This is a genomic window from Nocardiopsis sp. NPDC006139 (genome assembly GCF_040614155.1).
Classification (GTDB): domain Bacteria; phylum Actinomycetota; class Actinomycetes; order Streptosporangiales; family Streptosporangiaceae; genus Nocardiopsis; species Nocardiopsis changdeensis.
The window spans coordinates 1-16,925 of record NZ_JBEXTT010000021.1 but is presented as its reverse complement, the minus strand read 5'-3'; the positions used below and the strand labels follow the sequence as shown (position 1 = coordinate 16,925).

18 protein-coding genes are annotated in these 16,925 nt (G+C 74.5%); 11 read left to right on the top strand and 7 right to left on the bottom strand.

From position 1 onward, the window contains the following. Positions 1 to 230: 230 nt before the first annotated feature. Together ABZ249_RS24420 and ABZ249_RS24415 are read right to left on the bottom strand one after the other, a co-directional pair. The gene (locus ABZ249_RS24420; protein ID WP_355267061.1) at positions 231 to 686 is read right to left on the bottom strand and encodes a DoxX family protein; all 456 of its coding nucleotides are present in this window, start codon (positions 684 to 686) and stop codon (positions 231 to 233) included. A 178-nt stretch (positions 687 to 864) separates the two neighbouring features. Next, positions 865 to 1,371 carry a MarR family transcriptional regulator gene (locus ABZ249_RS24415; protein WP_355267058.1) on the bottom strand — a complete coding sequence of 169 codons (507 nt, stop codon included), beginning with the start codon at positions 1,369 to 1,371 and terminating at the stop codon, positions 865 to 867. Between the two features lie 73 nt (positions 1,372 to 1,444). Here ABZ249_RS24415 and ABZ249_RS24410 point away from each other — a divergent pair, with 73 nt between their 5' ends. The 3 genes from ABZ249_RS24410 to ABZ249_RS24400 all read left to right on the top strand — a co-directional run bounded on the left by ABZ249_RS24410 (position 1,445) and on the right by ABZ249_RS24400 (position 3,721). Beyond that, positions 1,445 to 2,224 (top strand): class III extradiol ring-cleavage dioxygenase, encoded by a 780-nt coding sequence (locus ABZ249_RS24410; RefSeq protein ID WP_355267055.1) that lies wholly within the window; start codon positions 1,445 to 1,447, stop codon positions 2,222 to 2,224. A 61-nt stretch (positions 2,225 to 2,285) separates the two neighbouring features. Further along, entirely contained in the window at positions 2,286 to 2,849 is a 564-nt protein-coding gene (locus tag ABZ249_RS24405; RefSeq protein WP_355267053.1) for an NADAR family protein, read from the top strand. Between the two features lie 122 nt (positions 2,850 to 2,971). Further along, positions 2,972 to 3,721 (top strand): SDR family oxidoreductase, encoded by a 750-nt coding sequence (locus tag ABZ249_RS24400; protein ID WP_355267050.1) that lies wholly within the window; start codon positions 2,972 to 2,974, stop codon positions 3,719 to 3,721. 51 nt (positions 3,722 to 3,772) lie between these two features. Here ABZ249_RS24400 and ABZ249_RS24395 read toward each other — a convergent pair whose 3' ends face one another. Next, complete coding sequence (locus ABZ249_RS24395; RefSeq protein WP_355267047.1) at positions 3,773 to 4,558, bottom strand: SDR family oxidoreductase; 786 nt, start codon at positions 4,556 to 4,558, stop codon at positions 3,773 to 3,775. A 91-nt stretch (positions 4,559 to 4,649) separates the two neighbouring features. Beyond that, the gene (locus tag ABZ249_RS24390; RefSeq protein WP_355267044.1) at positions 4,650 to 6,794 is read right to left on the bottom strand and encodes a serine/threonine-protein kinase; all 2,145 of its coding nucleotides are present in this window, start codon (positions 6,792 to 6,794) and stop codon (positions 4,650 to 4,652) included. Positions 6,795 to 7,204: 410 nt separating this feature from the next. Here ABZ249_RS24390 and ABZ249_RS24385 point away from each other — a divergent pair, with 410 nt between their 5' ends. After that, entirely contained in the window at positions 7,205 to 7,447 is a 243-nt protein-coding gene (locus tag ABZ249_RS24385) for a hypothetical protein (RefSeq protein ID WP_220563761.1), read from the top strand. Positions 7,448 to 7,486: 39 nt separating this feature from the next. On the opposite strand, the gene ABZ249_RS24380 is transcribed toward ABZ249_RS24385, so the two are convergent. Then, positions 7,487 to 8,248 carry an SDR family NAD(P)-dependent oxidoreductase gene (locus tag ABZ249_RS24380; RefSeq protein WP_355267041.1) on the bottom strand — a complete coding sequence of 254 codons (762 nt, stop codon included), beginning with the start codon at positions 8,246 to 8,248 and terminating at the stop codon, positions 7,487 to 7,489. A 120-nt stretch (positions 8,249 to 8,368) separates the two neighbouring features. Between ABZ249_RS24380 and ABZ249_RS24375 the strand changes: the two genes are divergently transcribed. The 4 genes from ABZ249_RS24375 to ABZ249_RS24360 all read left to right on the top strand — a co-directional run bounded on the left by ABZ249_RS24375 (position 8,369) and on the right by ABZ249_RS24360 (position 12,512). Next, positions 8,369 to 9,304 carry a helix-turn-helix transcriptional regulator gene (locus ABZ249_RS24375; protein ID WP_355267038.1) on the top strand — a complete coding sequence of 312 codons (936 nt, stop codon included), beginning with the start codon at positions 8,369 to 8,371 and terminating at the stop codon, positions 9,302 to 9,304. A gap of 69 nt (positions 9,305 to 9,373) precedes the next feature. After that, entirely contained in the window at positions 9,374 to 10,486 is a 1,113-nt protein-coding gene (locus ABZ249_RS24370) for a hypothetical protein (RefSeq protein WP_355267035.1), read from the top strand. 338 nt (positions 10,487 to 10,824) lie between these two features. Then, positions 10,825 to 11,652: a hypothetical protein gene (locus ABZ249_RS24365; RefSeq protein ID WP_355267032.1), complete on the top strand. Its 828-nt coding sequence runs from the start codon at positions 10,825 to 10,827 to the stop codon at positions 11,650 to 11,652. Positions 11,653 to 11,864: 212 nt separating this feature from the next. Further along, positions 11,865 to 12,512, top strand: a complete 648-nt coding sequence (locus ABZ249_RS24360) for a helix-turn-helix domain-containing protein (protein WP_355267029.1) — start codon at positions 11,865 to 11,867, stop codon at positions 12,510 to 12,512. 153 nt (positions 12,513 to 12,665) lie between these two features. Here the strand turns inward: ABZ249_RS24360 and ABZ249_RS24355 are convergent, their stop codons facing one another. Beyond that, a complete protein-coding gene (locus tag ABZ249_RS24355; protein ID WP_355267026.1) occupies positions 12,666 to 13,976 on the bottom strand; it encodes an Ig-like domain-containing protein in 1,311 nt (436 codons plus the stop codon). 267 nt (positions 13,977 to 14,243) lie between these two features. On the opposite strand from ABZ249_RS24355, the gene ABZ249_RS24350 reads away from it, so the two are divergent. Continuing rightward, positions 14,244 to 14,567, top strand: a complete 324-nt coding sequence (locus ABZ249_RS24350) for a multidrug efflux SMR transporter (RefSeq protein ID WP_220563768.1) — start codon at positions 14,244 to 14,246, stop codon at positions 14,565 to 14,567. Next, entirely contained in the window at positions 14,564 to 15,151 is a 588-nt protein-coding gene (locus ABZ249_RS24345) for a TetR family transcriptional regulator (RefSeq protein WP_355267022.1), read from the top strand. Before ABZ249_RS24350 ends, ABZ249_RS24345 begins: the two co-directional genes overlap by 4 nt. On the opposite strand, the gene ABZ249_RS24340 is transcribed toward ABZ249_RS24345, so the two are convergent. Then, entirely contained in the window at positions 15,099 to 15,920 is an 822-nt protein-coding gene (locus ABZ249_RS24340) for a helix-turn-helix transcriptional regulator (RefSeq protein WP_355267019.1), read from the bottom strand. The genes ABZ249_RS24345 and ABZ249_RS24340 overlap by 53 nt on opposite strands. Before the next feature lie 114 nt (positions 15,921 to 16,034). On the opposite strand from ABZ249_RS24340, the gene ABZ249_RS24335 reads away from it, so the two are divergent. Continuing rightward, a complete protein-coding gene (locus ABZ249_RS24335) occupies positions 16,035 to 16,586 on the top strand; it encodes a TIGR03086 family metal-binding protein (protein WP_355267016.1) in 552 nt (183 codons plus the stop codon). Positions 16,587 to 16,925 lie beyond the last annotated feature (339 nt).

Sequence of the window (16,925 nt, the reverse complement as noted above, 5' to 3'; positions counted from 1 at the left end):
GATGATCCGATCCATGATCCGGAATCGAGATGTTCCTATTCATTACCCGTGGAACAACCGAATCCCACACAGAACGGCAGAACGCGCCCGACCCGCGTCCCCGGAAATGAGAAAAGTGTTCCCTGCGGTGCGCGAGTGCGCTGGGGAACACCGTGGTGCGCGATCCCGAGCCGTCCGTCTCCGGCCACGGACGGCCCGGTCACCGGGAGCGCGTCCCGGTCACCCTTCGGTCAGGCGGTGACCGCCTCGGCGGCACGGGATCGCCCGCGACGGCCCCAGGGGAGGAGGCTGTCGAGGGAGTAGCGTCCGCCCGCGAAGCCCAGGGCGAGCGAGGTCGCGCCCAGGACCAGCAGGAACTCGTAGCCGCCGACGAGGGGGTCGCCCAGGTGGGCGAAGTAGTAGGCGTTCGCCATCATGAACGCCAGGGCCAGCCCTGCCAGGGGCAGGGCGAGGCCGACGATGAGCGCCAGGCCGCCGCCGACCTCGATGACCGCCCCCAGCAGGGCGGAGAAGGCCGGGAAGGGGATGCCCAGGGAGGCGAAGCCCTGTGCGGTCCCCTCCAGGTCGGCGGCCTTGGGGAGGCCGTGGGCGACGAAGACGACGCCGACGGCGACCCGTGCGATGAGGGCGGCGGCGTCTCCGACGGCGGGCGGGAGGATGGATCTCCGATGCGGTGCTCGGGTCATGGGAACTCCGTGTTCTGTGAGCGGGTCACCCGGAGGTACCGCGTCGCACCGTTGAGACCGCGGTCTTTACCGGGTGGTCGGATGGTAACCCGCAGTCGGCCGGACACATAGAGTGCAACCTGCGAAAGAACGCGGACTTTCGGATACCCCCTGCTCAAAACCCCTGACAGAACGGGGTTCAGTTCCGGGCCCGGGTGCCCCCCGGGTCGGTGTACCGGGGTTCGGCCCCCTCGGGGTCCAGGACGCCGAGCATCGCCTCGGCGATGGCCCGCAGCTGCCCGACCTGTTCCGGTTCGAGCACGTCGAACAGGACCCGGCGCACCTCGGCCACGTGGCCCGGGGCGGCGGCCTCCAGAACCCGCTCGCCCTTTTCGGTGAGCTCCACGAACGTGGTGCGCCGGTCGCCGGGGCGGCGGAAGCGGCGGATGAGGCCGTCGTCCTCCAGCTTGGCGGCGGCGTGCGACAGGCGGCTGGGCGAGGAGCGCAGCAGCCTGGCCAGCTCGGTCATGGTCAGCGACCGCTCGGGGGCCTCCGACAGCATCGCCAGCGCCTGGTAGTAGGTGTGCGGGAGACCGGAGTCCCGCCGCAGCTGGCGGTCCAGGGAGGCGTCGAGGAGATGGACGGCGGCCAGGAAGGTCCGCCAGGTCCGCTGCTGCCCGTCGTCCAGCCACACGACTTCGGCCACCCTTGCACCCCCGGAATACTTGAAATCTCAACCTTGTTCTCGTCGTCGACCGGCCCGACCCCGGAAGGACGACATGGAGACGACAGCGGCGCGCATGCCGACCCTCTACCTCAGCCACGGAGCACCGCCGCTCGCCGACGACGCCGAATGGACCCGGCAGCTCGCCGACTGGTCCGGCCGCATCGCCCGCCCCACCGCGATCCTGGTGGTCTCCGCGCACTGGGAGGACGCCCCGCTCACCCTCGGCGCGACCGCCGACGGGGTCCCCCTCACCTATGACTTCTGGGGCTTCCCGCAACGCTACTACGACGTCACGTACACGGCTCCCGGAGCGCCCGCGCTGGCGGAGAAGGTGCGCGGCCTGGTCGGCGGCCCGGTCCGCCAGGACCCCGCCCGGGGCCTGGACCACGGCGCCTACGTCCCGCTGAAGGAGATGTACCCCGGGGCCGACATCCCGGTGCTCCAGGTCTCCATGCCGTCCCTGGACCCCGTCGAGCTGCTGGGGCTGGGCGAGCGCCTGGCCCCGCTGCGCGACGAGGGCGTGCTGATCGTCGGCAGCGGGTTCACCACCCACAACCTGCGCGAGATGTCCCGCAGCGCGCACGGCACCGCCCCGGCCTGGTCGGTGGAGTTCGACGACTGGGTGAGGCGCGCGGTGGCCGACCACGACGTCGACGCCCTGCTGGACTTCGAGCACAAGGCGCCGGCGGCCGCGATCGCCCACCCGCGCAGCGACCACTTCGCGCCGCTGTTCGTCGCGCTGGGCGCCGGGCTCGCGGACCACCGCGGGTCCGCGTCGACCGTGGACGGGTTCTGGCACGGGCTGGCCAAGCGCTCCTTCCAGTTCGACTAGGACCCGCCGGACCGCCGAAAACGCGTGGCGGAGTGTCCGCGGTGTCCGGGAGACTCGTCCCATGTCGGACACCCCTGAGAACGCGCGCTCCGTGGCGGACCTGGTCAGGGTCCAGGGCCGGATCAAGTACCTGCACTTCTGGGGCCACCACCCCCACCCCTCCGGCGAGGTCTCGGCGAGCTGCCTGTCGCAGTGGTGGCCCGCCGACTTCACCGTGGACGGGGTCCTCTACCGCACCGCCGAGCACTACATGATGGCGGGCAAGGCACGGCTCTTCGGCGACGACGAGGTCCTCGGGGAGATCCTCGCCTGCGAGCACCCGCGCGAGGCCAAGGTGCTGGGCCGCAAGGTCCGCGGGTTCGACCAGGAGGCCTGGGAGGCGGCCCGGTTCGGCATCGTGGTGGACGGCGGTGTCGCCAAGTTCGGGCAGAACGCCGACCTGCGGGACTTCCTGCTCGGCACCGGGCGGCGGGTGCTGGTGGAGGCCAGCCCCCGGGACCGGATCTGGGGCATCGGGATGTCCGCCTCGCACGAGAACGCCGAGAACCCGGCGCTCTGGCGCGGGCACAACCTGCTGGGCTTCGCCCTGATGGAGACCCGCGCCCGGCTGGCCGCCGCGGCCTGACCCGCCTGGCGGCGCCGGGCCGACCGGGTCGGATCCGGCACGGCCCGGGGCCCGGATACGGCCGGAACGACGCGTCCGATTCCCGCCGGACTCGCGAGCCCGCAGCGGCCAGGATCGTTCCCATGAACGAGAACACGCACCACACCGCCGAGGCCGCGCTCGTCACCGGCGGCGGCCGGGGGATCGGGGCCGCGATCGCCGTCCGGCTGGCCGAGGCGGGCTTCGACGTCGCCCTCACCTACGAACGCGACGAACGGGCCGCCGCCGAGGTCGTCTCCCTGATCGAGAAGCACGGACGGCGCGGGCTGGCCCTGCGGGCCGACGCCTCCGACGCCGACGCCGTCACCGGGGCGGTCGACCGGGCGGCCGCCGAGTTCGGGAGGCTGGACGTCCTGGTCAACAACGCCGCGGTCTTCCCCGTCGGTCCCCACGACGGTCACACCGTCGAGGAGATCGACCGGGTGCTGGCGGTCAACGTCCGGGCGCCCTTCCTGGCGTCCCGGGCGGCGGCCCGCCACATGGACGGCGACGGCCGGATCGTCACCGTGGGCAGCAACGTGGCGACCCGGGTGCCCTTCGGCGGCCTCACCCTGTACACCCTGAGCAAGTCGGCGCTGGCCGGCATGACCCGCGGGCTGGCCCGCGACCTGGGCCCGCGCGGCATCACGGTCGCCCAGGTCGACCCGGGCCCCACCGACACCGACACCAATCCGGCGGACGGCCCGAACGCCGACGGCATCCGCTCCCTGGTGCCGCTGGGCCGGTTCGCCCGCCCCGCGGAGATCGCCGAGACGGTCGCCCATCTGGTCGGCCCGGGCGGCCGGTTCATCACCGGCGCGGTGCTCCCCGTCGACGGCGGCATCAACGCCTGACCCGGAGGCGGGCCTCCCTCCCCGTGGCGGTGCGGGAGGCCCGCGTCGGGCTCAACGGCCCATGACGGCGCCGCCGTTGACCTGGATCACCTGGCCGGTGACGTGCCCGGCCCCGGGCGAGGCCAGCCAGGCGATCGTCTCGGCCACGTCCTCGGGCAGCCCGGCCCGGCCGGTGACGGTCTGGGAGACCAGCCGGTCGTGCCGGGCCTGTGTCATCCCCCCGCCGAAGAACCCGGTCCGGGAGATATAGCCGGGCACCACGATGTTCACCGTGCACCCGGTCGGCCCCAGCCGGGCGGCCAGGTCGAAGGTCCAGCCGTGCAGGGCGGCCTTGGTGGCGGAGTAGGAGCCCCCGCCGCCGCGCACCGCCGCGATGGAGCCGACGTTGACGACCCGGGCGCCGCCCTCGCGCAGGTACGGCAGGAGCGCCTCGGTCGACAGGACGGCGGTGAGGACGTTGGCCGCCCAGTCGTCCGACCAGCCCCGCGCGATCCCGGCCAGGGTGTCGTCGGGGGCCGGCCGCAGTCCCCCGGCGTTGTTGACGACGACGTCCACCCCGCCCAGGCGCTCGGCCAGGGCGGGCAGGTGCTCGCCGACGGCGGCCGGGTCGGCCAGGTCGAGGGCGGCGCGGTGCGCGGCGTCGTCGCCGTAGCGGGAGCGCAGCTCACCGACGGCCTCGTCCAAGGGGCCCTCACGACGGCCGGTCAGCCCGACGCGGTAGCCGCGGGCGGCCAGGGCGCGGGCGGTGGCCAGGCCGACACCGGTGCCCCCTCCGGAGACGACCGCGGTGCGGGCGGTGCCGGGTGTGCCGGGGGCGGGCATGTCGGAAGCGGGCATGTCGGGGTCGCTTTCTCCAGGGGGCGGTCCGCTCCGCACCCTGCCCCGGGCGCCGGTGCGGCGCAAGGGGATTTCCGGTCCCGGGCCGCCGTCAGGAGGACGATCCGATGAGGGCCACCCGTTCGAGGACGCCTTCCGCGACCTCCGGGGGGAGCGGGATGTTGCCGGTCCCCTCCGCGAGGTCCGCCCCCTCCTGGCCCAGGGAGTAGGTCCAGAAGTCGCGCATGACCTCCCCCGCCCCGTCGTCGTAGCCGCACTCGTAGGCGAACACGTGGTTGACCCGCATGATGGGGTAGCCGTCCCCCGTCACACGGCCGGTCAGGGAGAAGTCGCCGCCGGTCAGGTCGATCTGCTCGGCGGCGGCCCGGGCCGCCTCCCCCTCCGGGAAGAGGACCTGCTGCTCGGGCCCGTAGAGGGACGCGACGTACAGGCCCATCTCCTGGGCGCGGGCGACGTTCGCGAAACCGATGGCCCCCGGCGTCTGGGCCACCATCTCGGCCACGCCCTCGTCCCCGGACGCGACCCGCACGGACTCGCCCCAGCCGCCGGGGGTCCACTCCGCCTCCGTCTCCAGGTAGCGCTCGAACACCTGCGCCGTGGAGGCGCCGTCGTCGTGGCGGACGGCGGTGATGGGCCCCGAGTAGCCGTCCGGCCCGGTGAACTCGCTGTCGGCCAGGTCCCCGTAGTCTGTGACCCGACCGCTGAAGATGTCGGCCAGCGCCTGCGCCGACAACGTCACCTCCTCGCCATCCTCGATGTTGTGGATGATGGCGACGGAACCGGTCAGCACGGGGAACTGCACCACGGGACAGCCTCGGGCCTCCTCGGCGGCGGCCGCCTGGTCGGCGGTGAGAGGGGCTTCGGAGGAACCGAAGTCGGTGGCTCCGTCGACGAACTCCTGCGCTCCGGCCCCGGATCCGACCGGCTGGTAGGAGATTTCCGCCCCGGGCTGCCGCTCCCCGTACTGCGCGGCCCATGCCTCCAGGGTCGGCCCCAGGAAGGTGGAGCCGCTGCCCGTGACCACCCCGCTCAGCGTGGAGGGCTCCGCGCTCGGTGCCACCGCCGCGTCGAAGTCCCCGGTCCCGCCGTCGCCCTCCACTCCCCTCAGGCCGTCGAGCAGCAGGGCGGTCACGCCGACCCCGCCGACGAGGGTCACCGCCAGGGCCCCGGCGCCCAGGGCCAGCGGCCACACCCGCCTGCGGCGGGGAGGGGGCGCCGCCCCCGCGGGCCGCAGGCCCCCCGGCGGTACGGGCCCGTGGGGCGGCGGCCCGCCCGGGACCGGTGACGGGCCGTTCCCCGGCGGCGGGGTCGGGGCTCCCGGCGAAGCCCCCGTGGACCGTCCGCCGGGAGCGGTGTCCCCCTGGTCCCAGTGGGCGCGGATGAGCCCGGTGACGATCGTTGTGTCGTCCTGCTCCCGGGGGGCTCCCGCCACGGCGTGCACCAGCTCCGAGGCCCGGGGCCGCAGCGCCGGGTCCTTGGCCAGGGCCCGGCGCACCGGCTCCGCCAGCTCCGCCGGCAGTCCGGCCAGGTCGGGCTCCTCGTGGAGGATGCGGTACATCAGGGTCTCCGCGCCGCCCTCCCCGAACGGGGAGCGCCCGGTGGCGGTGTAGGCGGCGACCGCGCCCCAGGCGAACACGTCGGCCTCGGGGCCGCTGTCGCCGCGGTAGCGCTCGGGGCTCATCCACGCGGGCGAGCCGATGAGGCCGCCGGTCCGGGTGTGCGAGGTGAGGTCCGCGGCGCGGGCGATCCCGAAGTCCAGCACCTTGGGGCCGTCCGGCGCCAGGATGACGTTGGCGGGCTTGAGGTCGCGGTGGACGACCCCGGCCGCGTGGATGGCGGCGACCGCCTCGGCGATGCCCGCGGCCACCACCCGGGCCTGCCCGGCGGGCAGGGGGCCGCCGACGCGCACCCGCCGGGCCAGCGTGGGCCCGGGCAGGTAGGCGGTCGCGTACCAGGGGTGCTCGGCGTGGGAGTCGTGGGCCAGGACCGGTGCGACGCACAGCGCCCGCACCCGCAGCATCAGCTCGACCTCGGCGGCGAAGCGGGCCCGGAACTCGGGCTCCCCGGAGAACTCGTCGCGGACGACCTTGATCGCCGCCCACCGGCCGTCGGGGCCGGTCGCCCCGTAGACCACCCCCATGCCTCCGGCGCCGAGTCTGCCGTGCACGGTGAACGGCGGGATCGTGCGGGGGTCGGACGCCCGCAGGGGCGTGAGGTCGGGTGCCGGCTGGTGCATGGGTGTCCTCGGTTCGGCGTGGCCCGCTCGGGTCGGGTCGGGTCCGTCCCGTTGGACGCCCGGAACCCCCGAGTCGTTCAACCCGATTGGAGACAATGCGCCCTTAAGTCCGATATCGAGAAAGGGATCACCCGAAGATCATGGGGATTTCACCGCCTCCTTGTCCGATTTCCGGCCACGGGCCGGATCATGGAGGAGTAGAGTCCGAAAAGCGGACAGTACGGTGCCCCCGGCACCCTGGTCCCGTTCCCCGGAGCGCTTCGGGTCCCGGCACGCACATGCCGACGCCCGCCCGTCGTGGCGCCCGCCGACTCCGGGAGACCGATCACCGATACGGCGGATGTCGCGCCGTTTCCGGGAAGCACCGTTCTTCCTTTTCGACGAGGACGAACCACAATCGGGGAATTCCGATGGCCTATTACCGTATTCAGCTGAGCGACGGCTCCTCCCACACGGTGCAGGCGGTGCGCCTGCGCACGGACGCCCGCAGCCTCTACCTGGAGGAGCGCACCGCGGGGAACTGGCGCGAGGTGTTCGCCAACCCGCTGACCGACGTGGCGCGGGTGCAGCGCCGCTTCACCGAGAACGACGGGACCTGGACCTGGCTCAACGAGCGGCTGCCCGCTCCGATCGGCGGCGTCCGGGCCTGGTGACCCGGCGGGGCCCGGCCGCCCGGGCCCCGCGGGACACCCCTACCAGGGCAGGACCCCGTGGGCGTCCGGATCGGACGCGCCGGCCAGGTGCCCCCACAGCACACCGTTGGGGCCGTCCTCGGGCAGGGTCGCCAGGTGCAGGACCACCCGTGCCCCCTGCTCGGCGGTGCGGGTCCCCGCGTACCCGTTGAGGTCGGTGGCGCAGTACCCGGGGTTGGCGGCGTTGACCTTCGCCCCGGCGCCGGCCAGCTCCTTGGCGTACAGGGCGGTCGCCATGTTCAGGGCCGCCTTGGAGGCCGGGTAGGGGAGGCCGCCGCTGATCCCGAAGAACGGGCTCTCCGGATCGGTCAGCGTGCCGATCGAGCCGATCTCGCTGGACACGTTGACCACGCGGGGCGCGGGCGAGCGGCGCAGCAGGCCCAGGAAGGCGTCGGTCACCGCCACCGGGCCCAGCAGGTTCACCTCCAGCACCTCGCGGAAGGCGGCGAGGTCGGTCGCCCCGGCCGCGCCCCAGCCCAGGGCCACGCCCGCGTTGTTGACGAGCACGTCGAGCCGCCCGTGCTCGTGCGCCACCCGCTCCGCGGCCGCCGCGACGCCGGCCGCGTCGGTGACGTCGATCTCCAGCGGGTGCGCGGTCACCCCCTCCTTCTCCAGCGCGCGCACCGCCTCGGCACCGCGCCCGGCGTCCCTGGATCCCACCAGCACGGTCATGCCCTCCAGCCCCAGTAGTCGCGCGGTCTGGAATCCGATACCCCTGTTCGCCCCGGTGACCAGGGCGATCCTCGTGTTCGTCTCGCTCATGCCGCCATCGTGCGCCCGGCCGCGGCCCGGGCATAAGGGCACCGCGCAGCGTGGTACCGGCGGTACCACTGTCATCCGGTCCGGGATCGGGCAGGCTGGACGCGAGGGGGAGGAGACATCATGGACCGCACCGGACTGGCGGCCTTCCTGCGCGCCCGCCGCGCCGGGCTGACCCCCGCCGACGCGGGGCTGCCCGACACCGGGCGGCGCCGGGTGTCGGGGCTGCGCCGGCAGGAGGTCGCCCAGCTGGCCGGCATCTCGGTGGAGTACTACGTGCGGTTGGAGCAGGCCCGGGGCCCGCACCCGTCCCGGCAGGTGCTGTCGGCCCTGTCCCGCGCCCTGATGCTGGACACCGACGAGCGCGCCTACCTGTTCCGCCTGGCCGACGCGGAGGCCCCCGCCGCCCGGACCCCGAACCGCGAGGTGTCCACCGCCGTGCGGTACCTCATCGACGGGCTGCCGACCACGCCCGCCTACGTGCTGGACGCGGGGTACGAGGTGCTGGCCTGGAACGCGATGGCCGTCCACTTCATCGGCGACATGGGGGCGCTGCCGCGGGAGCGGCGCAACATCATCGAGTGGATGTTCGCCCGGCCCGAGCCGGACCCGCACTGGGAGGACGAGAACACCGACTGCTTCGCCCGCTACTCGGTGGCGGACCTGCGCACCGCCTACGCCCGGTACCCGGGGGACCCCGGCATCACCCGGCTGGTCACCTCGCTGCTGGGGGCCTCGCCCCGGTTCCGGGAGATGTGGGAGTCACAGGTGGTGCGCCAGCGGCGCGGGTTCACCAAGCGGATGGACCATCCGGCGGTGGGGCCGCTGGAGTTCGAGTGCCAGGTGCTCCACGTGCCGGACGGGGACCAGCGGGTGATGCTGTACTGCCCCGAGCCGGGATCGGACACCGAGCGGGCGCTGCTGCGGCTGGCCGGGCAGGCCCCGCCGAGCCCCGACGGGACGCCCGTCCTCCGGCCGGGCCGGGCCCCGTGCGGCCCGGGGGACGTGGTGGAGGTCCCGGCGCCGGAGGTGGTACGCCGTTCGGCCGGGACCGTGTGACCTCGGGCGCTGTCGTGATCACGGAGAGCATGTGTAATCTGCCTTCGGGTCACGAGTGAGGGGAACGCCATGGACGGTCGCACCGGGAACGGTCGTCTGCGGCCGTCGGCCGTGCTCGGCGACCTCGCGCGCGCCGCGGTGCCGCCGCTGCTGCCCGCCGGACTGTCCGCCGCCGCGGCCTGCGCCGCCCTGTCGGCGGAGGCGGCGACGGGGACCCCGGTGTCGCCGGTCCTGCCCGTCCTCGCGCTGGTCGCCCTGGTGGCGGGCGCCCCGGTCTCGGTCGCCGCCGTGCTGCTGGTGGGCGCGGCCGCAGTGCTGGGCCGCCGCGCGGACCCGGCCGGGGTCCGTCGCCGCGCGGTGCGCGCCGCCCCGGCCGTCCTGCTGTGGGCGGTGCTCCTCGCGGCACCGGCCGCGGCCCTCCTGTTCCTGGACCCGGCGCCGTGGCACCTGGTCGCGGCGGCCGCCGTGCTGCTCCCGCTGCTGCCCGCCCTGCTGCTGGCGGTCCCGGTCTCCGTGGTGACCGGCCGGCCGCTGCACCGGGTACTGCCCGCCACCCTGACCCCGCGCGGACTGCGCGCGCTGCTCGGCGGGCTGCGCTCCGCGATCCCGGACCCCGGGCGCACGGCTGACCGGCCGTCGATCGCCGCACCCGTCCCGGTGGCGCTGCTGCTGGGAACGGTCGTGGTGTCCGGTGCCGCGTGGGGCGCCGCGGGCCCGGGCGCGCAGGCCCCGGACGGCCCGGAGACCGTGCACATCGAGGCGTCCGACGGGGTCGAGCGCCGTTTCTCGGTGGACCTGGCGGTCCCCGACGAAGGCTCCCGGGCGGACGCCCGGATCGGCGACCACCAGGTGGACGCCTTCTGGCGGAGCGGCCCGGCCGAGGGGGCGCCCACCCTGTACCTGCGGGTGTGCCCGGTGACGGAGTCCTGCGAGGACGGCGCCCCGCGGGCACTGGACGTGACCGCCACCGGGCCCGAGTCGATGCGGCTGGTCCTGCTCACCTGCGCGGAGACCGGCTGCCCGGACACCGGCTCGGGCGGCGCGCCCGAGAGCGGGCCCGGCGACGCGGACCCCGATCCCCTGCCCCCCGCCGACGCCGTCACCGGCCGGAGCACCCCCGCCCCGGCCACCGGCGCGGCCGACCCCTCCTGCACTCCCCCGGGCTGCACACCCCGCGCCTGACCCCGTTCCCCCGGCGGGAACGCCCCGGCAGCGAAGCCGATCCCTTCCGCACTCCTCCGAGCCGCACACCCCACGCCTGCCCCAGCCGCCCCACCCGCTCCCACGGCAGAAACGCCCCGGGGGCGAACCGGGAGCGGCGGTCGGCACCGCCCCGTGTCCCATGTCGGGGCGCGCCGGGAACGACGCGCAACCGCGAACGGCACCGCACGGACGGCGCCCCGCCTCCCACCGGCGAGAACGAGCCGGTGCGAGCACCCCCGGGCCTCCCCGCGGGACAACCGGGGAACGACCGTCGGCGTCATCACCCTGTTCGCCCTCCCCATCCCCCGGAGCACCCCGTGTCCCTGCCGTCTCCCCCACCTCTCCAGCCTCTCCCGTCTCCCGCGCCCCCGGAGGACCGCTCCCCCGCGCCGCCGCGCACGTTCGCCCTGGTCCGCGAGGGCCTCCAGAGGGGCGGCGGGTCCCTGGTGGCGGCCGCGGCCCTGTTCTTCCTGCCCTGGTGGCTCCTGCTGAGCGCCGTGCTCATCGGCGAGGAGCTCCACCCCCCGGACCCCGGAGCGGTGGGTCCGCTGGACGGCCTCAACCTGGTCGCGGCGCTGTGCCAGACGGCCGGGTTCCCGGTGTTCCTGGCACTGTCCGCCCTGCTCGGCTTCGGCCACCGGGTGGACCGTCCGGTCGGGTTCGGCGGAGCCCTGCTCGGTGTGCTCCGCCGCCTCCCCGCCCTGTTCATGTGGGTGCTGCTGTGCGGCGCCGTACCGGCCGTGCTGCTCCTCGCGGCCGCCGCGCCCGCCCTGCTGACCGGCTTCTCGCTGCCGGGGAGCGCGGTCTCCGCGGTCCTGGTCCTGCTCTGCCTGCCCGTCCTGGCGGCCGTGTACCTGTCACTGCCGACCGCCGTGCTGCACGGTCTCCCCCTGGGCGTGGGGATCCGGGACGCCTGGAGGATGGCGAAGGGGCGGCGGATCCGCTCCCTCCTGGTGCTGCTGCTCTCCCTGGCGGCGCTTCCGCTGAACGCCCTGCCGACCACGCTCGCGCCGGTCCTCGCCGACGACGCGGTCCTCGGGCTCCTGGTGGCCACGGCCGCCGAGATCCCGCTGGTCCTGCTCCTGCAGCCGGCGGCGGCCCTGGTGGCGGCCTCGCTCGCGGTTCCCCGCACGGCACGGGGATGACGCGGGCCCGGGGCCGCGCGCGGCGGACGGGCGACAACGCGGGGCCGAGCCTTACGCCCCTACGGACGGCGCCCCGTGCCCGGTGTGCGGGAGGGCCGCCCGCCCGGTATTCGGCGGGCGGAAGGGGCCCGGGGGTTGTCGCTAACGTTGACGGCACGCCCCGCCCCCCGGCCGCGGCCGCCCGGCACGGGTACGAGAAGTGGAGAACAGCCATGAGCGAGACACCCCCCGAACCCGACGAGAGCAGACCCGACGGCGGGCCACCGCCGCCGCGGCGGCGGGTCAACCGGCGCGAGCAGATCCTGCGCGCGGCCGCCGACGTGTTCGCCACCCAGGGGTTCCACAACACCTCGCTGGCCGACATCGCGACGATGCTGGACATCACCCCGGCCGGGGTCCTGCACCATTTCGGTTCCAAGACGGGCCTGCTCACGGCGGTGCTGGAGCTGCGCGACGACACCGAACCGGCACCCGGGGGCAGCCCGATGCTGGACCACCTGGTGACCACCGCCAAGCGCAACTCCGAGCGTCCCGGCACCACCCAGCTGTACGCGGTGCTGTCGGCCGAGAGCGCCACCGAGGACCATCCGGCCCAGGGCTGGTTCCGGGAGCGCTACACGGTGCTGCGCCGGGACATCGAGGGCGCGATCCTGGACCGGCTGGGCCCCGAGCAGCGCGGCCCCGCGGGCGCCCCGGGCCCCGGGGGGCACTCGCCGGCCGGGGCCGCGGCGGCCGCCGTCATCGCCGTCATGGACGGCCTCCAGGTGCAGTGGCTGCTGGACCCCGAGGCGGTCGACATGGCCCTGGTGACGGAGACGGTCATCGACGCCCTCGTGGCCCGGCTGGCCCGGGGCGAGTGATCCGGCCCGGGGTGGGAGTGACCCCGGGGCGGTGACGGAGAACGGCCCGTTCCGGATGTCCGGAACGGGCCGTTCCCGCACAACGACGGGGGCGCCGGGGACCGTGCGGTCCCCAGCGCCCCCGGGCGTTCGAAGCGGTGGAGTCCGCGGGGCCTACTGCTCGCCGTGGACGGAACCCGGCGGGATGGAGCCGTCGGTGACGTACGGCTCGCCGGTGACGCTCTCGGACTGCCACTCCTCCCAGCTCAGCTGCCAGAAGCCCCAGCCGTTGTTCCACTCCTTGATGCGCTCGGTCCCGGTGGTCTCCACGACGTCGCCCATGAGGGTGTTGTCGAAGAACCACCTGGCGTCGTCCATCCGCATGTTCGTGCACCCGTTGGAGGTGTTCGCGCTGCCGATGTTGCCGTTGTAGGACGCCTCGTGGAAGAACTCGCCGCTGGTGGAGGTCCGCACCGCGTACTGGACGTCGACCTTGTAGGAGCCCGGGCTGCCCTCGGGGATGCCCACGGTGCTGGAGTCCATGGTCAGGTGCTCGTAGCGCTCCATGAGCACGTGGATGCCGCTGCTGGTGGTGTCGAAGTTGCGGCTGGCCTTGCCGTTGCTCACCGGGATGGTGCGCTCGTGCTCGCCGTCGACCGTCACGACGGCCTCGTGGTCGGGCACGTTCATGGTGACGATCAGCTCGCGGCCGATCTCGAAGTCGATCTTGGTGTTGCGGACGCCGTAGACGCCCTCGGAGGCCTCGACCCCGGCCAGGTGCGCCTCGACGGAGACCTGCTGGTACGGGTCCCAGTGCTCCTCGGGGCGGAAGGCGACCCGCTTGTCGTCGAGCCAGCGCCACGACCCGGCGACACCCTGCTCGGAGGTGATCCTGATGGAGTTCTCGACCTGGGCCTTGTTGGTGACCGGCAGGTCGAAGGCCAGGACGATCGGCATGCCGACGCCCACGGTCTGGCCGTTCGCCGGGTAGGTGCCGTAGGGGTCCAGCTCCAGGCGCTGACCGGGGACGGCCGCCTCGGTGGTGAACTCCTGGACCAGCTCGGTGCTCTCGCCGGCCTCGTTCTCGGCGGTGGCCGTGACCGTGACCGTGGCGCCCGGGCGCAGGTTCCAGTCGCTGATCCACTCGGTGCCGTCACCGTTGAGGGTGCCGGTCATCTCGTACAGGGAGGGGTCTTCCTCCTCCCCGCCCTCGGCGGCGGCCTCGTCCGGCACCACCTGGTCGACCTTGACCTCGGAGATCGTGCCGTTCTCGGCGGTCACCGTGATGGGGGTGTTGGGCGCGACCGTCTCGGCACCGTCCTCGGGGGCGATGGCGAGGGTCGCGGGCTCCGCGTCGGCGGCCGGGTCGGTGTTGTTGCTCTGCGTCTCGGCGCCACCGGAAGTACAGGCGGTCGCCGCGAGCGCGAGCACCGCCAGACCGATGCCGAATCGGCTGAACGCCGACGGGTGGGTCCTGCCCGTCACGTCTGGACCTCCATGTTTCACCTCGAACGCCATGTGTCTACGCCACCTAAGACGCGCATGTGCGGAAAAGGTTCTGAAATCCCACACATCGGTACGGGACGGTTATCCGACAGGGGGATGAGGGGCCGGAACCGACGACGATACACCCTGGGGGTACCGGACCGAAGCCGTCCGATACGAGATTAGGGCCACCCGTAAACCACCCTGTACACGCGGGGGTCCGCCGCCTAGAATCCTGAGCACTTGCTCAGGTTTTCAGGAGGCCCGATGCCGTGGCTGTGGTTGGCCGGAGCGATCGTCTCGGAGGTGATCGCGACCACGTCCCTCAAGCTCTCCGAGGGCTTCACCCGCCTTGTTCCCTCGATCGTGGTCGTGGTCGGCTACGTCGGGGCCTTCTACATGCTGAGCCGGGCGCTCAGCCGGGGCATGGACCTGGGCGTCGCCTACGGGGTCTGGGCCGCGGTGGGGATCGCCCTGGTGGCGGTCATCGGGGTCGTGCTCTTCTCCGAGTCGCTCACCTGGGTCCAGATCGGCGGCATCGCGCTCATCATCGGCGGGGTGATGGCCCTGGAGATGGGCGGCCGCCATTGAGCGGGGGCGCGGGCTCGGCCCCGCCCACCGACGGGCGCCGGCTCAAGGGCGAGCGGCGCAGGCGGCTGCTCGTCGACGCCGTGCTGAGGGTCGTCGGGCGCGAGGGCGTGGCCGCGGTCAGCCAGCGGCGGGTGGCGGCGGAGGCGGGCGTGCCGCCCAGCGCCGTCATGTACCACTACGCCTCCGTCGACGACCTGCTGCTGGCGGCCCTCACCCGGGTCAACGACTCCTACGTCGCCGCGCTGGAGGAGCTGGCGCGGGATCCGCGGACGGCCCCGCGCGGGCTGGCCGAGCTCGTCGCCGCACCGGACCGCGAGCACCTGCGGGCCGAGTGCGAGCTGTTCCTGATGGCGGCGCGCCGCCCCGTGCTGCGTCCGGAGGCCGAGCGCTGGAGCCGGGCCGTGGACGCGTTCCTCGCCCCCCACCTGGACGACCCGGTCGACCGGGCGGCCGCGGCCGCCGCCGTCGACGGGCTGTTCCTGCGCGGCTGCCTGGAGGACCCGCCGCCCGGGGTCGAGGAGGTGCACCGGATCATCGCGCGGCTCGTGTCGCCTCGGAGTAGCGGCCCGGCGGGACCCCGATGACCGAGGTGAACTCCCGGGTCAGGTGGGACTGGTCGCTGAACCCCAGGTCCGCGGCCAGCCGCCCCCAGTCGGGCCGCTCCCCCAGCCGGGCGCGCTCGGCCGCCTCGTAGAAGCGGTACCGGCGGATCACCGTCTTGGGCGACAGGCCCAGGTGGTCGGAGAACCGGCGCTGCAGCCGCCGCACGCCTAGGCCCTCGCGCTCGGCCAGCTCCGCGACCGAGGTGACCGACGGGTCGGCGGCCACCCGCTCGGCGATGTCGCGGGTGTCCTCGGCCGGGTGCCGCCCGGCGGGTGCCAGGCCGGCCAGGAACTCCTCCACCAGGGCCGTCAGCGGGACCGCCGAGGCGGGGTCGGCGGGATCGAGGCGGCGGGCCTCCCGCTCCAGCTCCGCGGCCCCGGGCAGGATCTCCCCCGCCGGAAGGGAGAGGTCGACCAGGTCGCTCAGGGGCCGGTCGGTGAAGGGGCGGAAGCCCGCGGGGCGGAACATCACACCCAGCGCCCAGCCGCGGCCGTCGAGGTACCGCCGGCCGATCCGTGTGGTGGGCCCGTGCACGACCGCGGTGCCCGCGGTGAACACGAGGTTCACCACCGGGTGGGCCAGCACCCGCTGGGTGTACGGCTCCCGCAGCTCCCACGACGCGGTCCAGTGGCGGTCCACGAAGCGGGCCAGCCCGGGCGCGGGGGCGGCGCGGTCCAGCCGGAACCGGGTGAGCCCGCGGTCCGGGTCGATGATGCCGCGCGCGTCCTCTGCCACGGGTCGCACGTCCATGCCACCAGTGTGCCCGGGGGCGCGGACACTCCCCGGGCGCGGTGTCGCGTTCCTTCAAGACCGGGGTGGGGCCGGTGCGCCATGCTCGGAGGCGAACACGAGAAGGAGCACGCCGTGAACGAGATCGCCGCACGCTACAGCCGCCTGTCCGACGCCTTCGCCGACCTGGTGGCACAGGTCCCCGAGGAGCGCTGGGCGTCGCCCTCCCCCTGCGAGGGCTGGACGGCCCGGGACGTGGTGGGGCACGTCGTGGACACCCAGGGCATGTTCCTGGGCCTGGTCGGCCGTGAGTTGGGGGACATCCCCAAGGCCGCCGACGACCCGGCCGCCGCCTGGGACGCCGCCCGCGCCGTCGTCCTGGCCGACCTGACCGACCCCGAGCGGGCGGGGGCCGAGTTCGACGGGTTCTTCGGCCGCACGACGTTCGCCCAGGCCGTGGACCGGTTCATCGGCTTCGACCTGATCGTGCACCGCTGGGACCTGGCCCGCGCCACCGGCCTGGACGAGGCCATCGACCCCGACGACGTGCGCTGGGCCCGCCGGGCGACCGAGTTCTTCGGCGACTCCCTGCGCTCCGAGGGCGTCTGCGGCACCGAGCTCACCCCGCCGGCCGACGCCGACGAGCAGACCCGCCTCCTCGCCCACCTCGGCCGCCGCTCCTGGTAGCCCTGACCGTGTCCCCGGTCGGCCGTGTCCGGCGCCCGGGGGCACCGGCCGGCCGTAGGACGGCCCCGCCGCGGACGGCACCGGCCGGCCGTAGGACGGCCCCGCCGCGGGCGGCACCGGCCACCGCCTCCGGCACGGACACTCCCCGGGCCCGACGACGGCGCCCCGCCGAGTGGCACCTACCCCGGACGGGCATCCCGCGGAGTCATCGGCCACCGCCTCCGGCTCGGGTGCTCTCCACGCCCGGTCCAGGCGGCGGTGGCGTCGACGGAGGCCGTGTTCTGGGTGGGGTTCCAGTAGGAGAAGGTGACGTGCGGGTTGTTCGCCAGGTGGGCGGCC

Bases quoted from the DNA above. Each gene is read 5' to 3' on its own strand.
- ABZ249_RS24420 (WP_355267061.1), bottom strand. From the start codon at position 686: ATGACCCGAGCACCGCATCGGAGATCCATCCTCCCGCCCGCCGTCGGA.
- ABZ249_RS24350 (WP_220563768.1), top strand. From the start codon at position 14,244: ATGCCGTGGCTGTGGTTGGCCGGAGCGATCGTCTCGGAGGTGATCGCG.
- ABZ249_RS24385 (WP_220563761.1), top strand. From the start codon at position 7,205: ATGGCCTATTACCGTATTCAGCTGAGCGACGGCTCCTCCCACACGGTG.
- ABZ249_RS24380 (WP_355267041.1), bottom strand. From the start codon at position 8,248: ATGAGCGAGACGAACACGAGGATCGCCCTGGTCACCGGGGCGAACAGG.
- ABZ249_RS24340 (WP_355267019.1), bottom strand. From the start codon at position 15,920: ATGGACGTGCGACCCGTGGCAGAGGACGCGCGCGGCATCATCGACCCG.
- ABZ249_RS24375 (WP_355267038.1), top strand. From the start codon at position 8,369: ATGGACCGCACCGGACTGGCGGCCTTCCTGCGCGCCCGCCGCGCCGGG.
- ABZ249_RS24390 (WP_355267044.1), bottom strand. From the start codon at position 6,794: ATGCACCAGCCGGCACCCGACCTCACGCCCCTGCGGGCGTCCGACCCC.
- ABZ249_RS24360 (WP_355267029.1), top strand. From the start codon at position 11,865: ATGAGCGAGACACCCCCCGAACCCGACGAGAGCAGACCCGACGGCGGG.
- ABZ249_RS24410 (WP_355267055.1), top strand. From the start codon at position 1,445: ATGGAGACGACAGCGGCGCGCATGCCGACCCTCTACCTCAGCCACGGA.
- ABZ249_RS24400 (WP_355267050.1), top strand. From the start codon at position 2,972: ATGAACGAGAACACGCACCACACCGCCGAGGCCGCGCTCGTCACCGGC.
- ABZ249_RS24370 (WP_355267035.1), top strand. From the start codon at position 9,374: ATGGACGGTCGCACCGGGAACGGTCGTCTGCGGCCGTCGGCCGTGCTC.
- ABZ249_RS24405 (WP_355267053.1), top strand. From the start codon at position 2,286: ATGTCGGACACCCCTGAGAACGCGCGCTCCGTGGCGGACCTGGTCAGG.
- ABZ249_RS24395 (WP_355267047.1), bottom strand. From the start codon at position 4,558: ATGCCCGCTTCCGACATGCCCGCCCCCGGCACACCCGGCACCGCCCGC.